The sequence below is a fragment of the Acinetobacter schindleri genome (assembly GCF_010918895.1).
Classification (GTDB): Bacteria; Pseudomonadota; Gammaproteobacteria; order Pseudomonadales; family Moraxellaceae; genus Acinetobacter; species Acinetobacter schindleri.
Genome location: NZ_CP044483.1, coordinates 2,710,410 through 2,733,597, shown reverse-complemented (window position 1 = coordinate 2,733,597; position 23,188 = coordinate 2,710,410). Strand labels below are relative to the sequence as shown.

Genomic DNA, 23,188 nt, shown 5'->3' with positions numbered 1-23,188 from the left:
TCGCCTGAAGCAGGCAAAAAAAAGCTGTGGACATTAGGGGAAATGCCACAGCGCAAAAGAGAATTACTATTTACTCTATAAAAAGGAAACTTACAGCGGATCTTTATTTACATCACGAATTGGTCGTTGATAGCCCGTAGACTGATGCGAGGTATGTTCAACCATAGCTTGCTTTTTTGGCATGATCAGCCAAAGTACAAGATAAACCAGGATACCTGGGAAAGCGGCACTCATTATAGAGATCACCACGAAAATCAGACGCAGTAAATTTGCATTCCAACCAAAACGTTCAGCAATACCACCCATCACACCTGCAATCATGTTCGAGCGGTTAGAGCGATATAAACCAACATTGGCCATTCAGGTCTCCTTAATAATTAAGATAAAAGAACAACGACGTTCCTTTTAAAATATGGAGCTAAGTTGTTATTTTTAAAGTGTCTAAATACAATTTATTCGTAAATTTATGTAAATTGGGATTAAGTATTTTTCTCGGAATCTTTAACATGAAAGCGAAGGTTCCTGAATTTAATAATAATCTCCTGCCTTTGATTTTATAAAAATGCTTGGCTGTTCATAATCTGGTTGAATTAAATGAAATTTAAGGTGTTTAAAGCTTTCAAGAGACTGGAGTATCAGCTCGGTGTGATATTACTGAGTACACTCGGGCTGGTGGGTTGTGAGCGTCATTCGGGTAAACCGATCAGTGATACTGAACTTGAGTTGCACCATAAAGAGGGGGTAGCTGTTTCTCTCGCTAATCAGGCGCTAGATGAAAGTACTCAAGCGAAGAAACTGACTGATATTGCTGGTCATGCCACTTTCAGAGAGGAAGATGGCTTTAATGGGCAGCCTATTCCAGATTATGCGGTTGACTTCGTGGGACGCTATTACACGGAAGTCAGTTGTAATGATGGTTTTTCTCCCTGCAAAAATGGCAAGGCAATGTTTATTCTCACCCTTGCCCCGAATGGTCTGGTATATCGCAGTATCTTGCAACATGGTCAGGTATTTACCTTCCAAAACCAGATGGCGACACCTTATTCAACCTATCGTAAAGACCGTTGGGAATTGAATCCCACCCGTAAGGAGCTGGTGGTCTACCGTAAAGAGGGCCTGGTTTTGTATTATACTGTCAAAGACAATACCAAGCTGGTGATGAATATTGAAAAAACCCAGAAAGAGAATCGTCAAGAGCTGATGGATCAGCACTACGTGCTGCCACGTATAGCCTATGAACTGGTAAAAGATGTTGATAATCAATTGCCTTCGCCACAATAAGGCGAGGGGAGACTAAGAAAACTCACAAAAATCCTGATGCGTTGACATAGCCCAGATATAGATAAAAATTATAAGACGATTAAAAGAAAACTGTAGCTTGGTGGTTGTGTAGGACTTGAAACCACGCCCCATAGCTTAAGAAGCTCTTGCTCTAGCAACTGGACTAATAACGCACAAATATATCTAAAATAATCCCGGCATATTTTAAAATTAAGAGAGCAAGAATTCAGAAAAGACAAATCAAAGCCGTGATCGGTTGATGATCTTGATTGGAATATACAGGTATTATGATCTTCGCAGAATGGAAGAAAAATGGTGGGTCGTCCGCGACTCGAACGCGGGACCAACGGATTAAAAGTCCGCTGCTCTACCAACTGAGCTAACGACCCTGAGGAGTAGAAATGATGAAGATCATTTTTACGACGCAAGATTTGGTAATTGCGCTATCCCGAAGGATAAGATGGTGGGTCGTCCGCGACTCGAACGCGGGACCAACGGATTAAAAGTCCGCTGCTCTACCAACTGAGCTAACGACCCATCTTAGGCTGTCAAATAAATGGTGGGTCGTCCGCGACTCGAACGCGGGACCAACGGATTAAAAGTCCGCTGCTCTACCAACTGAGCTAACGACCCATATCATTTGATGGAGCGTATTGTAGCAAGATATGAAATCAGCGCAAGTAAAAAATAACAAAGTTGCCCATGTTTGATTATAAATGCAACAAATTGAATTTATATACACAAAAAATAGGCAACTTCAGCACTTAGAAGCGATATTGATAGGCCTGGATGTTGGTAAAAACTTCTGGCGTTACATCGCAATAAGCATCCGCTCCCGGTAAGCACACCAGTAAACGCTCATCAGTCTTGCTTGGATCAAATGCTTGCTCTTTCAACTTATTTTTCTGGTATTTAAAAGTACCAGTGGTTTCGACCTGTTGCTGTATACGCAGGAATACCGGAACCGAATAAGCAGGCAGACATTTCTTGAAACAGCTCAACATCTCTTTCAGATCGATATCGTTCAGTTCAGCTTCCGGTTTCAGCGTAATGGCTGCCATACCGGCACGACCATTGGTGTTTGGAATTTCCACCCCATACACTACTGCCTCTACAATCTTGTCATACTCGGTCAGCATGTTTTCCACTTCGGTCGTCGATACATTTTCACCTTTCCAGCGGAAAGTATCCCCCAAACGGTCGACAAACTGCGCATGACGGAAACCGATGTCGCGGACCAGGTCGCCGGTATTGAAATAGGCATCACCTTTGCAGAACACATCTTTCATAATGACAGACTTATTCTTTTCCGGATCGGTATAGCCATCAAATGGCGAACGACGGGTAATTTTACCAATCAACAGACCTGTTGTGCCTTTTTTGACGCGTTTACAGTGACCTTTGACATCACGTACCGGCTCGTTTTTGTCTTTATCGAATTCAACAATCGCATACGGAGTTGGGGAGAATCCGACAGTATTGTCGAAATTGAACACATTGCTGAAACCGACATTGCCTTCACTGGATGCATATAGTTCAAGTACTTCTTCAATACCGAAACGGTTTTTGAACTTATCCCAGATATTTGGACGCATACCGTTACCGATCATTTTCTTGACGCGGTGACCTTTTTCCAGCTCTGAAGAAGGTGCATCCATCAGGTAACGGCAAAGTTCCCCGACATACCCGATTGCAGACGCATCAAATTTTTGTACATCTTTCCAGAATGAAGAGGTCGAGAATTTACGGCGAATTGCAAACGTCCCCGCACCGGCAATCACACCACACCAGCATACCACCATGCCGGTCGCATGATACAGTGGCAGGGTGCAGTACATCACATCCTCTGTACCCAAGTTAAGCACATGACCATAGGTGCCATAAGCAAGGGTCCAGCGGCTATTGGTAAAGATTACGGCTTTCGGCAGACCAGTAGTGCCGGAAGTATAGATGTAGAACAGACCATCTTTACCTTGCACACTATGTGTTGTTGATGGATTGAATTTCGGGAAAGTATCAATGACTTCAGCAAGATTGATAAAACCTTCAGGTGCCTGACCAGAATTTTGCTGGGTAGGCTGATCGGCAAACCAGTGGAAACGGTCCGCCGCGATATTCAGTTCATCACGGATCTCGGCAACCGCGGCGTGACATTCATCACCCACGATGACTGCAATCGGTTTGACCAGATTAATGCTATGTGCCAGCACTTTACCGACCTGTGAAGTATTCAGCAGGGCAATGGTCACGCCAAGCTTGGCCAGACCAATCACGCTGGCGACCATTTCCGGGCGGTTCTCGACCATCAGGGCAACGACATCGCCTTTTTTCGCACCTAGCGACAGGTAGTAATGTGCAATCTGGTTGGCCCAGCCATTCAGTTCTGTATAACTAAAGCTCTGGTCTTCAAAACGCAGGGCAATACCTTCAGGGTTGCGCTGTACCGCTTTTTCAAAAGCGAGACCCAAACCTGCAGCAGTATTTGGAGTACGTAAATAAGCCTGCCTAAGTCCATTGACCAAGTTCGGCACTTTTTTCAGGAAAGCGGGGATTTTGGCTGCGACATCAGCAATACCAATCAGATCATGTTGTGTGGTTTGGCTCATGGGAATCCTATTTCTTTTACGTATCCGATACGTGCACTGAATATGCAATAACTGTCCGTTGTAGTTTTAATGGTTGATTTAAAGAGTAATCAACCTAATTTGACAAAATCTAGCAAAAAAAACCTAGTCACCGAAATGACTAGGTTTTTTTTAGTTACTGCAATTGGGCGAATTATGACTCAGTTGCAGTATTGGCTTTCTTCGGTGGACGGCCACGTGGGCGACGCGGACGGGCAGGAGATTTCTCTGCTTTTTCCGCTTCTGTTTCCACTGTTTTTGCTTTTGTTTCAGCTGCTGATGCTTCTTCTTCAGCGGCAGCAACTGGTGCTTTAGCTGTAACAGGTGCATTTTCAGGCTGTTCTGTAGCTTCTGGCTCAGTTTGAGCTGCTGTTACTGCAGTCTCAGGTTGATCAGCAACTAAAGGTTTAACAGGCTCGTCAGTTCTTAGAACTTCAATCGTCTCAGCTTGTTGTGCTGCCACAGCCTGAGCTTCAGCAGCGGGTTCAGTCGGTTTTTCTTCCGGTTGAGCTGCCTGTTTTGCTTGTACAAGTGCCTGTTCCGCAGCAAGTTTTGCCAGACGACGACGCTCGCGAGGATCGTTAGCTACACGCTTTTCTGACACAGGTTTTGGTGGAGTCAGATCCAGTACTGGAGCGGGTTCTGGTTCAGGCTGAGCCTTGTTCACTTCCACATCACGCGTCACCGGTTTTTTCTCGGCAGTCACTGCTACAACAACAGTTTCATTGTATTGGTGCGTGAACTTGTCCAGTGCACGGTTGAAGGTCGCCATCAGGCCGAACTGCTCAATCAGTACTGAACAGTCTTCACCGTACACATGACGGATCAGGCTGCCTACGGTGTACTGACCAAGTGTCGGTACTTGTGAAGGACGAAGCTGAGCGGCCTGAGCCTGCTGACCTTGTGCCGCACGACGGTCACGACGACGTTGACGTGGGTCATTGCTGGCACGAGACTTTTCAGCTTTCGGCGTTACTTGTTCAAGCGCTGCTGCTGGAGCAGGGGCTTCAGTCAGATCAACCGCTTCAGTTTTCTCTTCCAGTTCTGCTGCCATCGTTGCTATGGCTGGTGCCTTTTCAGGTGCAGTTTCTTCAGCCGGAGTAGCCACTACAGGTGCTGTACCGTTCAGCGCTACGATTTCACTTTGGCCTTGATCGACATTCACCATCATAGCCGTTGGTGTAACGTCCTGACGCGGTGCATCAATCAGCTCTACGCGTACTTGACGTTCATTAGCTGCTGGAGCTTCAACTTGAACAGGTGCTTGAGGAGCAGCCGGTTGCTCATTCAGTACGCTTTGATCGCGGTGACGATTTGGGCGTTCTGGACGTTGCTGGTTGCGACGGTCACGACGTGGTACAGCATTTTGCTGTTCAGCTTGAGCATCTTGGTTGTGCTCTTGCTGATGACGCGGGTTCTTACGCTTTTGCTCACGCTGTTCTTGACGCTGTTCCTGGCGAGACAACTGAACCACTTCTTCATGCACTTGTTGTGGTGCATTGTCATGTTGTTGTGGCTCGCGTTGCTCTTTGTGCTTGTTGTTGCGCTGTTTTTTATGGCTGCGTTGTGATTTTTCTTCACGTTCAGCCTTTTCAGCCTGATCACGCTCTGGCTTGTGTGCCACAGTCGATGGTGCAAGGTAAGCATTGCTGGTTGGTGTAGCAGCTGGTTGTGGGACATGCTGCGGCGCCTGCTGTGCAACAGGTGATGTAACTTGGCCGAACTGACCACGGCTGACTGCGCCATTATTTACCAGCTGTTCAATCGCAGCAGCTGCATTATTGGCAGTGCGAGATTGATCCACAGTGGCTGCCTGTTTTTGTACAAACAGGTTTTCTAACCATGCACATGGGCTGGCAGCAGGTGCAGCAACCTGAGCAGGGGCCTGTTGGGCAACCGGCGCTTGCTGTGCATTCTGGTTCTGATTTTGCTGGTTTTGCTGTTGATTATTACGGCGTTTATTGTTTCTGCCATTGTTTTGTTGCTGTACAGGCGCTGGTGCAGCTGCATGCGCATTTTGTTCTTCTTCTAAATGCCACTCAGAAGACTCATAACCCAGTTCTTTTTCACTTGAACGTGTTGCTTCAGTACGTTCATAGCTCGTCGGTGCAAAACCTTCAGGATTATAAGAAATCTCGTAATGCGGCGTTTCCAGGTGCGGGTGCGGCAATACAGTCACACGTGTACTTGAAGTCTGTTCCAGGTAAACCAGGCTGTGACGCTTTTCATTCAATAAGAATGCAGCGATTTCAACCGGTACTTCAACCTGAACTTCACCATGACGTTCACGCAGAGCAATTTCTTCCACTTTACGCATGATTGAAAGTGATAAAGAACGCAGGTCACGTACCATACCTGTGCCATGACAGCGTGGGCATACATAACCAGTGGCTTCTTCAAGCGAAGGACGTAAGCGTTGACGGCTCATTTCCATCAGGCCAAAACGTGACAATTGACCGAACTGGATACGTGCGCGGTCGCTTTGAGTTGCTTCACGCAGTTTCGCTTCAACCATGCGCTGGTTGCGGTCTTTGGTCATATCGATAAAGTCGATCACGACTAAGCCACCAATATCACGTAAACGTAACTGGCGTGCAATTTCTTCAGCAGCTTCAAGGTTGGTATTTAACGCGGTATCTTCAACGTCCTGACCACGAGTCGATTTTGCCGAGTTGATGTCGATTGACACCAATGCTTCAGTCTGGTCAATCACGATTGAGCCACCTGAAGGAAGTTTAACTTCGCGCTCATAAGCCGTTTGGATCTGGCTTTCGATACCGAAGTGCGCAAATAATGGCTCATTTAAAGTATAGGTTTTGAGCTTGTCTAACTGACGTGGCATGACCGCTTTTACGAAGTTATAGGCTTCATTATAGGCTTGTTCAGAGTCAATCAGGATTTCTGCCACGTCGTCACGTAAATAATCACGGATCGCACGAGTTACTACGCCTGCTTCCTGATGAACCAGCATTGGTGATGGACCAGAGCTTGCAGTGCTTTGGATTTGCGCCCAAAGGTCAAGCAAGTGCTGAAGATCAAGTTGCAATTCTTCTTGAGAGCGGCCGATCCCCGCAGTACGTACAATCACGCTCATACCACGCGGTACATTTAAAGAGGCCAGCATCTCTTTCAGCTCTTCACGGACTGAACCTGAAATCTGACGGCTGATACCACCACCTTTCGGATTGTTCGGCATCAATACCAGATAACGGCCAGCAAGAGAAATGAAAGTAGAAAGGGCAGCACCTTTATTGCCACGTTCTTCTTTTTCCACCTGAACCAGAAGCTCAGTGCCTTCAGTAATCAGTTCGCGGATATTCGAAGTTTGGCGAGGATCTGCTTTGTAGTAAGTATTGGCAATTTCACGCATCGACAAGAAACCTTGACGACCCGCACCGTATTCAACAAATACAGCTTCTAAAGAAGGTTCTACGCGAGTCACGTGACCTTTATAGATATTAGATTTCTTTTGTTCACGGGTACGATTCTCTAAATCGAAATCGTAAAGACGCTGACCAGTGACAAGTGCAACGCGAATCTCTTCGGCATGTGTTGCATTAATCAACATACGTTTCATGGGTGTAACACCTTATAGTGATACACAGCAAAAAATCGCTATACACGTAGCGAACATCACACATCACGGATCAATGGCTCAAATCTGCAATGAATTTCATTGTGGTTTGAGTCTTTTATTCCCAGCGTCTATTTTGATATAGATCAGCTTTGGTTTTGATTCACGTATTGATGATGGCAATACGGCTTCAATCTTTAAACGATTAAAGTCACCTGAACGCTTCACTGGCGGACGAGCGGTGCATTGGATGTGAGTAACTTTCACTGTCACATTGCTCGAAGATCATCCCTTCTTTATAGATAGAGTGTCTTGATACGGAATTATCGTCGTACCTTTACAAACTGTGCAGATCCAATGCATCAAACGCTGTAGCCTGAAGTCGTCTTCAGGGTGCGACTAATCTGATGTGTATCAGTTTACGTTTAAAAGCCAACTAGGTTGGCGACATATTTTTTCAGACAAACTGATTTATGTACCTGAGGTACAATTAAACGCAACAGTTTGCTTTTTTGCCGATATAATAAGCCTTCGGCGTCGGCATAATTCTTTTGGGACCTTCCCGTATTATGTGAGGGTTTAATTGAATGATCATGTACAGAAATAAATCTGTCATGCACCAACTTTTACTCACAAACGATGGTTTCCGTGCGCTGACTATATCAAACCTTGAATCATCTGCCTATGGGCTAAGCTTATGTTTCTTGTGTAAAGCATAGCCTAAGTGGTCATTTATTAATCAATTTCAATCAATTTTTAGGTCATAGTAACTGTATGAATTCTACGCAACAATGGCAAAACGTCACGTGGTTTGAGGTGGATGAGCACCAAGATGGACAGCGAATCGATAATTTCCTGTTTAGCCGTCTGAAAGGTGTACCAAAAAGCCGCATCTATCGTTTGATTCGTGAAGGCCAGGTTCGCGTTAATAAAAAACGAATTAAGGCAGAAACTAAACTGGCCATTGGTGACCAAATCCGTGTGGCACCGATACGTTATGAACAAAAAGATGAATCTGCTGCACCGGTTTCTGACAAGGTCGCTCAAGGTCTGTTGGCACGTGTAATCTATGAAGATGAAGGTTTGATAGTTGTCAATAAACCTTCCGGGATTGCAGTACATGGCGGTAGCGGTGTGGCCTATGGCCTGATCGAAGGTCTGCGTGCTGCAACAGGTAAAAAATACTTGGAGCTGATTCATCGTATTGACCGTGATACTTCAGGTCTGGTGATGATCTCGAAAAAACGTAGTGTGCTTAAAACCCTGCAAGATTTATTACGTGAACATAAAATTAAAAAAACTTATGCGGCAGTCGTGAAAGGGCAAGTAAGTCTGGATAAGCAACTTATTGATGCACCTTTACACCGTTATGAGCTGTCTAATGGTGAACGTCGTGTCCGTGTTTCTAAAGAAGGTAAGGATTCGAAAACCCAGTGGAATGTAGCAGAACGCTTTATGCATGCCACACTGGTCTATGCATCGCCATTGTCAGGTCGTACCCATCAAATTCGTGTACATGGTTTAAGCATTGGTCATCCGCTGGTGGGTGATGAAAAGTATGGTCATGAGACGGAGTATCGTGGGCCAAAACCACGCCGTTTATGTTTGCATGCCATGCGTCTGGAGATTCCGGGTTATCCGACCATTGAAGCGCCATTGCCAGAAGATATGCAGAGTCTGGTGGCACAGTTAAGAGCACAGAAGGCAGATAAGGTTGTAACGCCTGCGGAAGATGATGAGTAATTTTTATCTTTTTAATTAATCCTCTCCCTAACCCTCTCCTTTAAAAAGGAGAGGGAACGGTACTAATTAAATAGCAATATTTAATCAAAAGTTGATTCATTATTCGACTGTATTTGTTCTTTAGTGAAGGCATTGGTTTGATAATGAAAAATCCCCTCTCCTTGTAGGAGAGGGCTAGGGAGAGGTGATAATGCCTTTTCTCTGAATCAAATCTAGGAAATCTTTATGAACTCACCTGTAAAACTGGTCATTTTTGATTGGGATGGCACTTTGTTTGATTCAGTTGGTCAAATTGTGGCTAGCCTACAGTTTGCCGCGCAGCAATTTAATCAACCGCTGACCGATGCTGATGCCAAAAGCATTATCGGTTTAGGTCTGCCGGAAGTCGCGCAACGATTATTCCCAGCTGTGCCAGAATTGCATGCGGATATTTTGCAGGCTTATTCAGAACATTATGTCGCGAACTCGGTTGAGGATGCCTGGTTTGAAGGTGTATCTGAGATGCTATACGCATTAAAAGATCAAGGGATTAAACTGGCTGTCGCTACAGGTAAAAGCCGTAAAGGGTTGGATCGTGTATTAAAGCAGACCAATAGTCTGGAACTCTTTCATGCGACTCGTGCTGCCAGTGAAACCCGTTCTAAGCCTCACCCATTAATGTTAGAGGAAATTCTGGCAGAAACTGGTGTACATGCCCATGAAGCGATTATGGTGGGGGATACCTCTTATGACCTGGAAATGGCGCTGAATATTGTCATGCCAAGTGTGGGCGTCAGTTATGGTGTGCATACGTCAGAGACTTTAGCAAAGTTTAATCCGCTATCGATTGTGAATGATGTCAGCAGCTTACATGAGTTTTTATTGGCTAAAGTCCAATGGAAGGAAGCGATTTAATTCAGTATGCTGGGTTTTATCAAATGACAGACAATTTATACAGTTTAAATGTCTGTCATTGAATTAAATTCGCGCATTTAGTCTAATCTTTTAGTCTAAAGCTGCAAACTTGATCAATTTGAACGACCAAAATTGTTGAGAATTTTACTCGGGATTTTTCTATTAAAAATAATCAAATTATTGTTTTATATGAATTAACATAAGAAATATTTATAGCTATTAGCTATAGCGAAAAATAAAATAACTATTGGCATTCATTCATTAATTTTCCGATTCTTAGACTGTTTATTTTTATGCTCTTTTCAGAATCCGCCACTTTCCAAATTGCAGAACGTTTTTTGCTCTTGGTCTGGCTCGGTTCTGGATTCCAGCATAAACCTCATTTTTGCAGTTTAAGGAAACATTGATGTCGAATTCTGCTGTCGTTGAATCAGTTGCTCAAGCACTCCGTAGCGCTGAATTATCAAAAACTGCGATCACACCGATTCGCCCACAACTGGGTGGCGAGAGTGCTGACGTGGATATCGCCTATGCCGTTCAGGAAGTGAATACAGCACGTGCATTGTCTGAAGGCCGCCGTCTGGTCGGTCGTAAAATTGGTCTGACCTCTAAAGTGGTTCAAGCACAACTAGGTGTGGATCAGCCTGACTTCGGTATGTTGTTTGCCGACATGGCCTATGGCGATGGTGAAGCGATTCCTGCAGGCCTTTTGATTCAACCTAAAGTTGAAGCAGAAATCGCATTGGTGATCAAAGAAGATTTAACCAAAGAAAAACATACTTATGCAGACATTATCAGTGCGACAGACTATGCACTTCCTGCAGTCGAAGTGGTCGATAGCCGTATCGAAAACTGGAAAATCAGTTTAATCGACACTGTTGCAGATAACGCATCTTCAGCGGCTTTTGTATTGGGTTCACGTCCTGTGAAACTCGACAACCTTGACCTTGTAAATTGCAAAATGACCATGACTCGCGCAGGTGAAGTGGTGTCTCAAGGCGTAGGTAAAGCATGTCTTGCAAACCCGTTGAATGCCGCAGTTTGGTTGGCTGACGAAATGGTACGTCGTGGCCGCCCATTGCTTGCAGGTGACATCATTTTAACGGGTGCGCTTGGTCCAATGGTTGTCGCAAATGCAGGCGACGAATTTGTCGTTGAGATTGAAGGCTTTGGTTCAGTAACAGCTGCTTTTGCTGCTGAATAATCGAATATTGAGAGTACATTCATGAAAAAGATTAAATGTGCAATGATCGGTCCAGGTAACATCGGTACTGATTTGCTTTACAAATTACAACGCAGCGAATGGTTAGAACCAGTATGGATGGTGGGTATTGACCCAACTTCTGAAGGTCTTGCGCGTGCTGCGAAAATGGGTTTAAAAACTACTGCTGAAGGTGTTGATGGTCTTCTTCCTCACGTTCTTGAAGATGACATCAAAATTGCATTCGATGCAACGTCTGCTTACGTTCACGCTGAAAACAGCCGCAAGTTAAATGAACTTGGTGTGCTCATGATTGACTTGACGCCTGCTGCGATTGGTCCATTCTGCGTACCACCAGTAAACCTTGAAGCATTGCTTGCGGCTGGCGAAGTGCCAAACGTCAACATGGTGACTTGTGGTGGTCAGGCAACAATTCCAATGGTTGCTGCAGTATCTCGCGTTCAACCTGTTGAATACGGTGAAATCATTGCAACTGTATCGACTAAATCTGTGGGTCCTGGTACACGTAAAAACATTGATGAATTTACGCGTACAACTGCAGGCGCAATTGAGAAAGTTGGTGGTGCGAAACAAGGTAAAGCGATCATTATTATTAACCCGGCTGAGCCACCACTGATGATGCGTGACACTGTTCACTGCTTAGTTGAAGGTGAACCAGATCAAGCTGCGATCACTGAATCAGTACACGCAATGATTAAAGAGGTTCAAAAATATGTACCAGGTTACAAATTAGTAAACGGTCCTATTTTTGACGGTAACCGTGTTTCTATCTTCCTAGAAGTAGAAGGTCTTGGTGACTTCTTACCTAAATATGCAGGTAACCTGGACATCATGACAGCAGCAGCTGCACGTACTGCAGAAATGTTCGCTGAACACGTATTCAACAAAGAAGAAGCTTAAGGAGCAACCACATGTCTAAGATTATTGTTCATGATATGACTTTGCGTGATGGTATGCACCCGCAGCGCCATCAAACCACCGTTGAGCAAATGATTGCCATTTCAACAGCACTTGATGATGCAGGCGTACCTTTAATTGAAGTGACTCACGGTGACGGTCTTGGTGGTTCATCAGTAAACTACGGTTTCGCTGCTGCAACTGACGAAGAATACCTTTCTGCTGTTGTGCCACGTATGAAAAATGCAAAAGTTTCTGCATTACTTCTACCTGGTATCGGTACGGTTGACCATTTAAAAATGGCACATGAAATTGGTGTTTCTACCATTCGTGTTGCAACTCACTGTACAGAAGCTGACTGTTCTGAACAGCACATTACTGCTGCTCGTAAATTAGAAATGGACACCGTGGGCTTCCTGATGCTTGCTCACATGGCATCTCCTGAAAAATTGCTTGAAGAAGCAAACAAGATGGTGTCTTACGGTGCAAACTGTATCTATGTGACTGACTCTGCGGGTTACATGCTTCCTCAAGATGTGATCGACCGCGTAGGTCACTTACGTCAACACTTGGACCCAAGTATCGAGCTAGGTTTCCACGGTCACCACAACTTAGGTATGGGTGTATCGAATACGGTTGCTGCTGTTCAAGCAGGTGCGGTACGTGTTGACTTGGCATCTGCGGGTCTTGGTGCTGGTGCGGGTAATACGCCACTTGAATTGTTCATCGCTGTGGCTAACCGTATGGGTATGGACACTGGCGTTGACTTGTTCAAAGTACAAGACGTTGCTGAAGACCTGGTGATTCCAATGATGCACAACCCAATTCGTGCAGACCGTGATGCGGCAACTTTAGGTTATGCGGGTGTTTACTCTTCATTCTTATTGTTCGCGAAACGTGCTGAAGCGAAATATGGCGTTTCTGCGCGTGAAATCCTGATGGAACTTGGTCGCCGTGGTACGGTTGGTGGTCAAGAAGACATGATCGAAGACTTGGCATTAACAATGGCGAAAGCACGTGAGCTTCAAGCTTAATTGTTAAAACGCAAGTTTTAAAAAAGCGTCCGAAAGGGCGCTTTTTTATTTTTAAATTTAAAAATATTTAAGTAACACAATTAAAAATAAATTTAGAAATAACTTATGTATGCTGTCATGCATAAATATTTGAACTGCGAAATAAATCCCCTGAATTAAATAGCTATCATATTTTTTATAAATATAACTTATAGTTTTTAAATATTATAAAAAGCCTTAAACGTAAAAACGATTAAAAAATAGATTTTAAAGAGTTTATATATTTTTTAATATTGAATTTGAAATATAGAACAAAGAGTTATTTTCATTGTTTAGTAAAATAATAAAAAATATCTAAGATTTTAAAAATATTAAAGAAATGATAAATATATTCAAATAAATCCAGAAAAATAATTGGGATTAAAAAGTTAATACTGTGGTCGGATTTTAAATAAATACGTTGTTCAGCATGATGCAGCCATTACTTCTTATGTTGGTTAAGGACAAAGAAAATGCGTCGTCATAATTTATGGATAGCAATCATTGCTGCAACAGCGACTTTAGGAACAACAGCTGCTCAAGCTGATTTTATTGACGACAGTAACGTTCAATTAAAATTTAAGAATTTTTATTTAGAACGTAATTATGATAATGAATCTCAAAAAAACTATGGTAACTGGACGCAAGCGGTAACACTAGATGCTAAGTCTGGTTATCACGATATCGGTGGTGGGGTTCAGGTAGGTGCCGATGTATTAGCACAATATGCCGTAGGTTTGAAATCTCCTGATAATGTGAATGATATTCACATGCCATATAGCAACAAAGATCAGAAGACTGAACGTGATAATGCCAAGTTGGGCGTAACCTTAAAAGCAAAAGTTGGTCAAACTGAATTGAAAGTAGGTGACTTACAACCCATGTCACCAGTGGTGTTCTTTGATCCATCTCGTCAATTGCTAACGACCTATAGTGGCGCATGGTTAGAATCTAAAGATATCAAAGACACTAAACTGACCTTGGCTTATATTGATGGTATTAATGCGCGTTATGATAATCAATATCAAAATTTAACGCTGTTCCCGCAAAATGATTTTGCTAAAGCTGAAGCTGCAGGTCTATCCACTGATGATGGTATGTATATCGTAGGAATCGACCATCAATTCACACCTAAATTTACTGGTAGCTATTGGTATGCCGATGTGACCAATATCTATAAACAGCATTATGTAGCTACAGATTATAAAACAACTGTCGGTGAAAAGACTAAGCTCGATGGACACGTTCGCTACTTTGATAACAGTGAATCTGGTGACAAACTTTATGGCAATATCGATAGCCAGGCGGTTTCTGCAGGCCTAAAAGTAAATCAGGGTGCTCATACAGTTCAGTTGGGCTATCAGCAAATGTTTGGTGATCATGGTACGAGAGCCACTATGTTCCCGACTCTGGGCGGATGGGTTCCACAACCATATTTAGACAACTGGTCTGTAGCAAGTTTTATTCGTAAAGACGAAAAATCATGGAGTCTTGGTTATACCTATGACTTCTCAGAGCTGGGTGCGAAAGGTTTAACTGCAACTTTACGTCATTTTAAAGGATGGGACGTAGACAATGGTGCTGGCAATAAGCGTGGTAAGGAAGATGAAAACAATGTAATTGTTAATTATGTTGTTCCTGAAGGTAAATTAAAAGGCTTAGGTTTCCAATACATGTTCATCGATACCAACTATGACAATATTGCAGGTGGCTTTGATTTGCAGGAACATCGTATTGCAACAACTTATACCTATAAATTCTAAAATTGAGAATTTAAAAGAGCGGTATACTAATACCGCTCTTTTTTATGTCATTTGAAATTTAAAGCCTGAGTATTCATAAAGAATTATTTTTAAAATAATTATATAAAACAATATCTTAAATTATATATTTTTTATAGTATGCAATCGTAATTTTGTATCAGTTGAGCTGTGCTAAGCGGTTAATATAAAGCTGTAAAAATTCATTTTTTAAAGAGTCAACTTGCCGTCGACCTCTGAATAGATGGACACGCAAGCTAAAGACTGTACGAGGAATCAACATGAGCACTGTTCAAATCCCTGATTATAAAACAGATCCATTCTTTGGCTTAGAAGACAAATGGATTGAAACTGCAGAAGGTGAGTTGACTCACTACCACGAAATTGGTGAAGGTACACCAATTCTATTCCTTCATGGTTCTGGTACTGGCGTATCTGCTGCTGCAAACTGGTGGTTGAACCTGCCTGCAATTGGTGAGCAAGCACGTTGTATCGCAATTGACACGATTGGTTATGGTCAAACTGTTGTTGCACCTAACACTGCTTATGGTATCCGTGCCTGGGTTGATCACGCGATCCGTACTCTAGATGCTCTTGGCATTGAAAAAACCTGGTTGGTAGGTAACTCTTTAGGTGGCTGGTTGGCATTCCAATTGGCACTGGATTATCCAGAGCGTGTTTTAGGTATTGTATCTATGGGTACCGGCGGTGCAAAACAGACTGCTGCACTGAAAGCACATGCAAATCCAGTATTGACCGAAGAAGGTATCAAAAAGACACTTTCTATGTTCGTTGTGAACAAAGACCTGATTACTGATGAATTGGTGAAAGTACGTTTTGCTTCTGCTGCAAATGACTATGCATCAAACCGTTTGATGGATGTTGTAGGGGCACGTGACCGTGACCGTTTCGAATTCCCGTTAGACTTCGAAAAGATGAAAGACATCACTGTTCCTGTACTTTTGATTCACGGTACTCAAGACGTGGTGATTCCAGTTTCTCGTACTTGGGACATCCTGAACATCGTGCCAAATGCTGATGCACATATTTTCAGCCAATGTGGCCACTGGTCTCAAGTTGAAAAAGCAGATGAGTTCAATACTGTCATTAAAAACTACCTGGCTGTTCACGGCGTAAAATAAGTCGTAGCTCGGTGAAAAAGGATGGCTGAAGCCATCTTTTTTTATACTTAAAAAGATAAAATTAAATGCATTCAATGAGGGTGATTCTCATTAACCACTGATTTAGATTTAAACATAATTTGCACAATATCTTTGGCGTCTAAATCCTTTTTTCTTACCCTTAAAATCGCATTAGACTTAAGTTGTAAAAGCAGGGGGTGGTTTGAGTATTAAATAATCAATTTGGAAATTTTGATAGATTTTTTTAATACAGCAGTTGGCTGAAATATAGATTAAAACGTTAAATACAGATGTTTCTGTTTGATTAAAAAATACACATTTGAATTGGGGGAATAAAAAACGCGCCTCTGAGCTTGTCAGTAAGCGCGTCGGGATTAAGCTAAAGGCTTATTTTTACTGATCGCGATTAATATCGAGATAGAATACACGTGTCAGTAATTCAAGGAATTTCTTCACTGCAACCGAATTGCCATCTTTACGGTAGCTGACATACAGATCCAGATAAGGCAGTTCAACGTCTAAGGGACGAATCACCGTATTGTTCATGGTCAATGGCGCGATATAGCCTGGCAGAATGGCACAGCCCAAACCCATTCCAATCGAGTTGATATTGAACAGGATATTATCCGCCTTTTGCACAATATTAAGCTCAATGCCATTGGTCTTGGCAAATTCCATAATCGTATTGTGCAGGGTGAGTGACTGTTCTGCAGATGGAATAATAAAATCTATACCATTCAGTAATTTAACTGGAATACGGTCGTATTTCGCTAAAGGATGATCCTTCGGCAAAATGAAGATCAATGGCTCACGAATCACAAACTGGCTTTCAATTTCATCACTATGGAAATTGTGACGGGTGAAAGTTAGATCCAGTTCACCTTTCTTCAATAATCGCATTTGCTCATTATTGTTCAGACTGAGCAATTCAATTTTTAAATCAGGGTTTTGCACGCGCAGATTCGGCAAGATATACGGGAAGATTTTCATCTCTGCGACAGGGACGAAACCGATGCGCAGCATCTGCTGCTTGGCCTGTGAGACCTGACGGGCCATGGCAATCGCCTTATCAGCTTGTGCCAGCGTCAGGCGGGCCTGTTCTAGGAATACAGCACCTTCTTCGGTCAGTTCGACTTTACGCTTGGTACGGTGTAGCAGTTTGACACCGACATCTTCTTCCAAATCTTTGATTTGCTGACTAAGTGATGGCTGAGCCGTGTAAAGTTTGAGTGCTGCCTTACTGAAGTTGAGTTCTTCAGCCACAGTAATGAAGTAGCGGAGGTGTCGTAATTCCATATCATCAGCCCGTCGAGTAATCCAAAAAATGTCTTACTATAATTTCAGAAGAGTATAATCTATAAACAACTATGTCGTGAAGATTATTTTGTCATTTAGAAAGTAAATGCTTTGGAGGGATTGATTAGTGTTTTAATATAAAAATACACGCCTAGAATAATTGCTTAAAACTATTAATTGAAACAAAAAAAATATTTCCCCAAAACCGCCCTAAAATCCATCATCGTTGAAAAGTTGAGTCTATTACTTTGTGCCATATCTGGTCACAGGAGAGCTTTTCATGAGTGGAAAAATTGATGTGCGCGAAATCGACGCTTTAGTCGATGCACAAAATGGACGTATCACGCCATCTATCTATACAGATCCTGACATTTACGAATTAGAACTTGAACGTGTCTTCGGTCGTACATGGTTGTTCCTTTGCCATGAAAGCCAGATTCCTAAGGCCGGTGACTTCTTCAATACCTATATGGGTGAAGATCCAATCATCGTGGCACGTCAAAAAGACGGCTCAATCAAAGCATTCTTAAACCAGTGCCGTCACCGTTCTATGCGTGTGAGCTTTGCTGACTGTGGTAATACACGTGCATTCACTTGCCCGTACCACGGCTGGTCATACGGTATTGACGGTTCTCTAAAAGACATTCCGCTTGAAGATCGTGCTTACCCACATGGTGCATGTAAAGAGCAATGGGGTCTGGTAGAAGTTAACCGCGTTAAATCATACAAAGGCCTGATCTTCGGATGCTGGGATGAAACTACGCCAGATCTAGAAGAATACATGGGCGATATCGCTTGGTACCTGGACGGTGTTGTCGATCGTCGTGAAGGCGGTACTGTGATCGTGGGTGGTGTACACAAATGGGAAATCGAGTGTAACTGGAAATTTGCAGCCGAACAGTTCGCATCTGACCAATACCACGCGTTGTTCTCTCACGCATCTGCAATTCAGGTACTTGGTGCAAAACCAGACGACGAATCTTCTAAGAAATTAGGTGCTGCACAAACTGCTCGTCCAGTTTGGGAAACTGCGAAAGACGCGATCCAATACGGTTCACGTGGTCACGGTTCAGGCTTCTTCTTCACAGAGAAACCAGATGCAAACGTATGGGTTGACGGTGAAGTAGCGAACTACTTCCGTGAAACTTACGAAGAAGTGAAAGAACGCCTAGGTGAAACTCGTGCGCTTCGTTTAGCGGGTCACAACACCATGTTCCCTACATTGTCTTGGTTGAACGGTACTGCGACTCTTCGTGTATGGCACCCACGTGGTCCAAACAAAACTGAAGTTTGGGCATTCTGTATCTGTGATGCGGACGCACCAGAAGATGTACAAGCAGCATTTGAACGTTCTGCAACTCGTGCCTTCGGTCCTGCAGGCTTCCTGGAGCAAGATGACTCTGAAAACTGGATCGAAATCCAAAAAGTTTTACGTGGTTACAAAGCGCGTCAAAACAAACTTATTATGGAAATGGGTAAAGGCAACGAGAAAGTACGTGAAGATGGTATCCCGGGTATCACTAACTATATTTTCTCTGAAACTGCAGCACGTGGTATGTACCGCCGTTGGGCAGATTTATTGATTCATGAAAAATGGGAAGACGTTGAAGCTGCGGCTGACGAATATGAGAAGGAGCTTATGAAATGAGTCAAATCAGTTTAGAACTTCATCACCAAATTAGTCAGTTCCTGTATCAAGAAGCCAAGCTTCTTGATGACTGGAAATTCCGCGAATGGTTAGACACGCTAGCTGAAGATATTTCTTACACGCTACGTACGACACCAAACGCTCAAACGCGTGACCGTCGTCGTTCAGTTGAACCACCTACTACCTGGGTATTCAACGATACGAAAGATCTTCTGGAACGTCGTGTTGCACGTCTAGAAACTGGTATGGCTTGGGCTGAAGAGCCTCCATCACGTACCACTCACATGGTGAGCAACGTGATTGTTGAGCCAACTGAAGTTGAAGGCGAATACGATGTGTACGTGACATACCTACTGTACCGTACTCAGAAAGAGAAAGACGTTACGATTTACTGTGGTAAACGTCATGACAAGATCCGCAAAGTTGAAGGCGGCCTGGGCTTCCAGATCTTCAACCGTAAGATCACGCTTGACCAAGTTACCTATAACTCACATAACCTGAGTGTGTTCTTCTAATGAATAAGATTTTTGTTTGCCAAGTTGACGAATTAGACGAAGGCGAAGCGTTAAAAGTGGATTGCGGCGTAAACGGTATCGAAGCGCTTGCAGTATTCAACAACGGTGGCGAATTCTTCGCAATGAACGACCGCTGTTCACACGGTAATGCTTCTATGTCTGAAGGCTACCTTGAAGACGACGGTACAGTGGAATGTCCACTTCACGCAGCTCGCTTCTGTTTGAAAACAGGTCAGGCACTTTGCTTACCAGCAACTGACCCAATTCAAACATTCCCAGTTGTACTTGAAGATGGTGCGTTATACGTAGAGATGGCAGGAGAGTAATCATGGGTTGGCTACAAGGCGAAGTTGCACTGATCACTGGTGGTGGTTCAGGTCTCGGTTGGGCACTGGTAGAACGTTTCCTGGAAGAGGGTGCACAAGTGGCCGTTCTTCAACGTTCACAGTCTAAAGTCGATGCACTGAATGCACATTTTGGTGACCGCGTGCTGGCAATCGCAGGTGATGTGGCCAGCTATGAAGACAACGTCCGCGCTGTTAAAGCAACTGTAGAACGTTACGGTAAACTCGACTGTTTCGTGGGTAATGCCGGTATCTGGGATCACTATGCAGATATCGTCAATACTTCAGGTGAGCAGCTGGAAAAAGCCTTTGATGAGATTATGGGGATTAATACCAAATCTCTGATCTTAGGCGCGAAAGCTGCACTTGATGAGCTCGTGAAATCTGAAGGTTCGATCATTTTTACACTGTCAAATTCTGCACTTTATTCTGCAGGTGGCGGTCCAGTTTACACAGCATCGAAACATGCCGGTGTAGGCATTATGAAAGAACTGGCTTACGAACTAGCGCCTAAAGTCCGAGTCAATGCCGTTGCGCCATCAGGTATGAATGTGAACATCAAAGGTGCTGCATCTTTGGGTCAGGAAAATCTTGGCCTGCTCGATGCACGTGATCCTGAGAAAATCGCACGTGGAATGCCACTGAATTTCTTACCTGAGCCGGAAGATATGACTGGTTCATATGTGCTCTTGGCATCTCGTCAAAATAACCGTCCTTTGACTGGTGTTCTGATCAATGCAGAATGCGGTCTGGGTATTCGTGGTCTACGTCAGCCACGTGCCGGTTTCTTTGACGAATAAAAATCTAGTCTGAAATGGACTTTTCGGCAGCCTGTTCTAAGGCTGCCTTCCTTTTAAGGAGTCTCTCATGGCCGTTAAACTTATTTGTGCATCGCACAGTCCTTTAATGGAATTTGCTTCACCGCAGGAAAAACGCAAAGAACAGGCTGTTCGTGAAGCGTTTGAAAAACTGTCTGCTGAAGTAAAAGCTTACGACCCAACCCTGATCATTACCTTTGGTCCTGACCATTTCAATGGTTTCTTCTATGACCTGATGCCGAGCTTCTGCGTGGGCATTCGCGCGACGGCTGCAGGGGACTGGGACTATGGTAAAGACAATGCACACATTGATGTACCAGAAGACAAAGCACTGGGCTTAGTGCGTCGTGTACTCGATGAAGGTGTGGACGTTGCGTATTCTTACCGCATGCAAGCCGACCATGGCGTGACTCAGCCATTGCACTTCCTGTGCGACGGCAAACTTGATCGTTATCCAACGATTCCAATTTTCATTAATGGCGCTGCAGCACCAATGCCAACCACGAAGCGTACCATCGCTTTAGGCCGTGCTGTAGGTCAGTTCATCAAATCTCTGAACCTTGAAAATGAGCGTGTACTAGTTCTGGGGACAGGTGGCCTGTCACATGATCCACCGACTCCGCAAATGGGTTCTGTACCACCAGAAGTGGAAGAGTTCCTGATTGCTGGTCGTAACCCGACACCTGAAGCACGTAACGCGCGTCAGTCAAAAATCATTGCAGTGGGACAAAAACTGGCAACGGGCGACACCTCTGTTGCAGTTCCTCTGAATGCTGAATGGGATATCGCATTGCTTGAAAAATTCAAAAATGCTGATTTCGCTGCACTAGAAGCCATGACTGAAGCTGAAATCCGCCGTGATGGTGGCCGTGGTGGTCAGGAAGTTCGTTCGTGGATGGCGGCATTTGCTGCTTTAAGCGAAATGGGCGAGTACGAAATGACAACGCACTGTTATGAAGAAATCAGTGAATGGATTGCGGGCTTCGGCATCGTATCTGCAGAGTTAAAAGGTTAAAGACATGAGCAACATCGAAACCATCGTAATTGTAGGTGCTGGCCAGGCAGGTGCAAGCGCGATTTTAGAACTTCGTGGCAACAAATACGAAGGTAAAATCATTCTGATCGGTGATGAAACGCATCTTCCTTATGAGCGTCCACCACTGTCTAAAGACGTGATTCTAAAACCTGAAGAGACCAAGATTGAAATCCTGTCAGAAGAAAAACTGGCGGAACTTGGTGTAGAAACCATTCGTGGCAATGGCGTGAAAAAAATCAACGCTGAAGCGAAAACGGTTGAACTTCAAAATGGTGACGTTGTTGCTTATGACAAACTGTTGCTTGCTACAGGCGGCGCAGCTCGTCGTCTGCCGAACTTCGATGCGCTGGGTAAACATGTTTATACGCTACGTAACCTAGAAGATTCACAAGCACTGGTTCCAGTATTGCAATCAGGCCGTCGTATTGTCCTGATTGGTGGTGGCGTGATCGGTCTGGAACTGGCTTCTTCAGCACGTTTCAAAGAGTGTCAGGTAACTGTGATCGAAATGGGTCCTATGGTGATGGGCCGTTGTTCACCTCGTATCCTGAGCGAATTCCTGCTTGAACAACAACGTTTGGCAGGGATCGACGTTCGTCTGGAAACCAAAATTGCAGATTGCAAACTGGATGGTGAAGAAGTGGTGATTACCCTTGAGGGTGGTGAAGAGCTTCGTGCTGATGCTGTAGTTTATGGTATTGGTATCGTGCCAAATGCACAATTGGCTGTAGAAGCTGGCCTGGATGTTGATTTCGCGATTAAAGTGAATGAAAACTGCCAGACTTCAAATGCAGACATTTATGCAGCGGGTGATGTGGCAACTCAACTTCGTAACTGCGGTAACCACCGTCGTGTAGAAACCTGGGAAAATGCCAACCTTCAAGCAGGCATCTTTGCGCGCCATGTGATGGGCGTTGAGCATCCGACTCCAAATCCAGCATGGTTCTGGACAGATCAGTTGGACATCAACTACCAGTTCGTGGGTGACATGGCTGCTGCTGAATGGCAAGTTCGCGGTGAAATCAATCCAGAGCTTCGCGCTGAATCATCATTCGTGATGTTTGGTGTGACTGATGGCGTTATTGTCGGCGGTATTACGGTAAATGCGGCAAAAGAAATGCGTCACCTGAAAAAGCTGATCAGCAAGAATGCAGCGTTTGAAGCAGATAAATATTTAGATCTCAGCCAGGATCTTCGTAAACTTGTGAAATAACTTTGTTTTATTGATAAGTTTACAAAAGGGCAGACCTTGGGCAACTTGGGTCTGCTTTTTTATGAGTATTAAAAAATATTGAAAGATGTAGGGACTTGATTGTGATGAGCAGTTATCATGACCTCCAAT

The 23,188-nt window shown here is 43.9% G+C and carries 18 protein-coding genes and 3 tRNA genes; 14 read left to right on the top strand and 7 right to left on the bottom strand.

The features are described from left to right. Positions 1–90: 90 nt before the first annotated feature. A complete protein-coding gene (locus FSC11_RS13065) occupies positions 91–360 on the bottom strand; it encodes a PspC domain-containing protein (RefSeq protein WP_163167334.1) in 270 nt (89 codons plus the stop codon). A gap of 234 nt (positions 361–594) precedes the next feature. Between FSC11_RS13065 and FSC11_RS13060 the strand changes: the two genes are divergently transcribed. Beyond that, complete coding sequence (locus FSC11_RS13060) at positions 595–1,281, top strand: hypothetical protein (RefSeq protein WP_163167332.1); 687 nt, start codon at positions 595–597, stop codon at positions 1,279–1,281. 313 nt (positions 1,282–1,594) lie between these two features. On the opposite strand, the gene FSC11_RS13055 is transcribed toward FSC11_RS13060, so the two are convergent. The 5 genes from FSC11_RS13055 to FSC11_RS13035 all read right to left on the bottom strand — a co-directional run bounded on the left by FSC11_RS13055 (position 1,595) and on the right by FSC11_RS13035 (position 7,482). Further along, positions 1,595–1,670 (bottom strand) — tRNA-Lys (locus FSC11_RS13055). A 72-nt stretch (positions 1,671–1,742) separates the two neighbouring features. Next, positions 1,743–1,818 (bottom strand) — tRNA-Lys (locus FSC11_RS13050). Positions 1,819–1,838: 20 nt separating this feature from the next. Then, positions 1,839–1,914, bottom strand: a tRNA-Lys gene (locus FSC11_RS13045). 131 nt (positions 1,915–2,045) lie between these two features. Further along, entirely contained in the window at positions 2,046–3,887 is a 1,842-nt protein-coding gene (locus tag FSC11_RS13040; protein ID WP_163167330.1) for a long-chain-acyl-CoA synthetase, read from the bottom strand. A 172-nt stretch (positions 3,888–4,059) separates the two neighbouring features. Continuing rightward, positions 4,060–7,482, bottom strand: coding sequence for an Rne/Rng family ribonuclease (locus FSC11_RS13035; protein ID WP_163167327.1), 3,423 nt, complete (start codon positions 7,480–7,482; stop codon positions 4,060–4,062). Between the two features lie 771 nt (positions 7,483–8,253). On the opposite strand from FSC11_RS13035, the gene FSC11_RS13030 reads away from it, so the two are divergent. From FSC11_RS13030 to FSC11_RS13000, 7 genes are all read left to right on the top strand, one after another. Then, positions 8,254–9,222, top strand: coding sequence for an RluA family pseudouridine synthase (locus FSC11_RS13030; protein ID WP_163167325.1), 969 nt, complete (start codon positions 8,254–8,256; stop codon positions 9,220–9,222). A gap of 225 nt (positions 9,223–9,447) precedes the next feature. Continuing rightward, on the top strand, positions 9,448–10,116 hold the full coding sequence (locus FSC11_RS13025; RefSeq protein WP_163167323.1) for an HAD-IA family hydrolase: 669 nt from the start codon (positions 9,448–9,450) through the stop codon (positions 10,114–10,116). A gap of 406 nt (positions 10,117–10,522) precedes the next feature. Further along, positions 10,523–11,320, top strand: a complete 798-nt coding sequence (locus tag FSC11_RS13020) for a 2-keto-4-pentenoate hydratase (protein ID WP_163167321.1) — start codon at positions 10,523–10,525, stop codon at positions 11,318–11,320. Positions 11,321–11,341: 21 nt separating this feature from the next. Continuing rightward, the gene (locus FSC11_RS13015) at positions 11,342–12,238 is read left to right on the top strand and encodes an acetaldehyde dehydrogenase (acetylating) (RefSeq protein ID WP_004729408.1); all 897 of its coding nucleotides are present in this window, start codon (positions 11,342–11,344) and stop codon (positions 12,236–12,238) included. 11 nt (positions 12,239–12,249) lie between these two features. Continuing rightward, positions 12,250–13,269 (top strand): 4-hydroxy-2-oxovalerate aldolase, encoded by a 1,020-nt coding sequence (dmpG, locus tag FSC11_RS13010; protein WP_004813375.1) that lies wholly within the window; start codon positions 12,250–12,252, stop codon positions 13,267–13,269. Positions 13,270–13,760: 491 nt separating this feature from the next. Next, positions 13,761–15,050, top strand: coding sequence for an OprD family outer membrane porin (locus FSC11_RS13005; RefSeq protein ID WP_163167319.1), 1,290 nt, complete (start codon positions 13,761–13,763; stop codon positions 15,048–15,050). Between the two features lie 278 nt (positions 15,051–15,328). Continuing rightward, positions 15,329–16,189: an alpha/beta fold hydrolase gene (locus FSC11_RS13000; RefSeq protein ID WP_004813371.1), complete on the top strand. Its 861-nt coding sequence runs from the start codon at positions 15,329–15,331 to the stop codon at positions 16,187–16,189. A 393-nt stretch (positions 16,190–16,582) separates the two neighbouring features. Here FSC11_RS13000 and hcaR read toward each other — a convergent pair whose 3' ends face one another. Further along, positions 16,583–17,485, bottom strand: a complete 903-nt coding sequence (hcaR, locus tag FSC11_RS12995; protein WP_163167317.1) for a DNA-binding transcriptional regulator HcaR — start codon at positions 17,483–17,485, stop codon at positions 16,583–16,585. A gap of 280 nt (positions 17,486–17,765) precedes the next feature. Here hcaR and hcaE point away from each other — a divergent pair, with 280 nt between their 5' ends. The 6 genes from hcaE (at position 17,766) to hcaD (ending at position 23,059) form a co-directional block, all read left to right on the top strand. Further along, positions 17,766–19,133: a 3-phenylpropionate/cinnamic acid dioxygenase subunit alpha gene (hcaE, locus tag FSC11_RS12990; protein WP_004781815.1), complete on the top strand. Its 1,368-nt coding sequence runs from the start codon at positions 17,766–17,768 to the stop codon at positions 19,131–19,133. Continuing rightward, entirely contained in the window at positions 19,130–19,648 is a 519-nt protein-coding gene (gene hcaF / locus FSC11_RS12985; RefSeq protein WP_004781816.1) for a 3-phenylpropionate/cinnamic acid dioxygenase subunit beta, read from the top strand. Before hcaE ends, hcaF begins: the two co-directional genes overlap by 4 nt. Continuing rightward, positions 19,648–19,974, top strand: coding sequence for a 3-phenylpropionate/cinnamic acid dioxygenase ferredoxin subunit (gene hcaC, locus FSC11_RS12980; protein WP_004781817.1), 327 nt, complete (start codon positions 19,648–19,650; stop codon positions 19,972–19,974). The genes hcaF and hcaC overlap by 1 nt, the downstream gene beginning before the upstream one ends. A 2-nt stretch (positions 19,975–19,976) precedes the next feature. Further along, the gene (gene hcaB / locus FSC11_RS12975; protein ID WP_004781818.1) at positions 19,977–20,792 is read left to right on the top strand and encodes a 3-phenylpropionate-dihydrodiol/cinnamic acid-dihydrodiol dehydrogenase; all 816 of its coding nucleotides are present in this window, start codon (positions 19,977–19,979) and stop codon (positions 20,790–20,792) included. Between the two features lie 67 nt (positions 20,793–20,859). Further along, on the top strand, positions 20,860–21,825 hold the full coding sequence (locus FSC11_RS12970) for a 3-carboxyethylcatechol 2,3-dioxygenase (protein ID WP_163167315.1): 966 nt from the start codon (positions 20,860–20,862) through the stop codon (positions 21,823–21,825). 4 nt (positions 21,826–21,829) lie between these two features. Beyond that, positions 21,830–23,059, top strand: coding sequence for a 3-phenylpropionate/cinnamic acid dioxygenase ferredoxin--NAD(+) reductase subunit (gene hcaD / locus FSC11_RS12965; protein ID WP_034704704.1), 1,230 nt, complete (start codon positions 21,830–21,832; stop codon positions 23,057–23,059). Positions 23,060–23,188 lie beyond the last annotated feature (129 nt).

Bases quoted from the DNA above. Each gene is read 5' to 3' on its own strand.
- FSC11_RS13065 (WP_163167334.1), bottom strand. From the start codon at position 360: ATGGCCAATGTTGGTTTATATCGCTCTAACCGCTCGAACATGATTGCA.
- FSC11_RS13060 (WP_163167332.1), top strand. From the start codon at position 595: ATGAAATTTAAGGTGTTTAAAGCTTTCAAGAGACTGGAGTATCAGCTC.
- FSC11_RS13040 (WP_163167330.1), bottom strand. From the start codon at position 3,887: ATGAGCCAAACCACACAACATGATCTGATTGGTATTGCTGATGTCGCA.
- FSC11_RS13035 (WP_163167327.1), bottom strand. From the start codon at position 7,482: ATGAAACGTATGTTGATTAATGCAACACATGCCGAAGAGATTCGCGTT.
- FSC11_RS13030 (WP_163167325.1), top strand. From the start codon at position 8,254: ATGAATTCTACGCAACAATGGCAAAACGTCACGTGGTTTGAGGTGGAT.
- FSC11_RS13025 (WP_163167323.1), top strand. From the start codon at position 9,448: ATGAACTCACCTGTAAAACTGGTCATTTTTGATTGGGATGGCACTTTG.
- FSC11_RS13020 (WP_163167321.1), top strand. From the start codon at position 10,523: ATGTCGAATTCTGCTGTCGTTGAATCAGTTGCTCAAGCACTCCGTAGC.
- FSC11_RS13015 (WP_004729408.1), top strand. From the start codon at position 11,342: ATGAAAAAGATTAAATGTGCAATGATCGGTCCAGGTAACATCGGTACT.
- dmpG (WP_004813375.1), top strand. From the start codon at position 12,250: ATGTCTAAGATTATTGTTCATGATATGACTTTGCGTGATGGTATGCAC.
- FSC11_RS13005 (WP_163167319.1), top strand. From the start codon at position 13,761: ATGCGTCGTCATAATTTATGGATAGCAATCATTGCTGCAACAGCGACT.
- FSC11_RS13000 (WP_004813371.1), top strand. From the start codon at position 15,329: ATGAGCACTGTTCAAATCCCTGATTATAAAACAGATCCATTCTTTGGC.
- hcaR (WP_163167317.1), bottom strand. From the start codon at position 17,485: ATGGAATTACGACACCTCCGCTACTTCATTACTGTGGCTGAAGAACTC.
- hcaE (WP_004781815.1), top strand. From the start codon at position 17,766: ATGAGTGGAAAAATTGATGTGCGCGAAATCGACGCTTTAGTCGATGCA.
- hcaF (WP_004781816.1), top strand. From the start codon at position 19,130: ATGAGTCAAATCAGTTTAGAACTTCATCACCAAATTAGTCAGTTCCTG.
- hcaC (WP_004781817.1), top strand. From the start codon at position 19,648: ATGAATAAGATTTTTGTTTGCCAAGTTGACGAATTAGACGAAGGCGAA.
- hcaB (WP_004781818.1), top strand. From the start codon at position 19,977: ATGGGTTGGCTACAAGGCGAAGTTGCACTGATCACTGGTGGTGGTTCA.
- FSC11_RS12970 (WP_163167315.1), top strand. From the start codon at position 20,860: ATGGCCGTTAAACTTATTTGTGCATCGCACAGTCCTTTAATGGAATTT.
- hcaD (WP_034704704.1), top strand. From the start codon at position 21,830: ATGAGCAACATCGAAACCATCGTAATTGTAGGTGCTGGCCAGGCAGGT.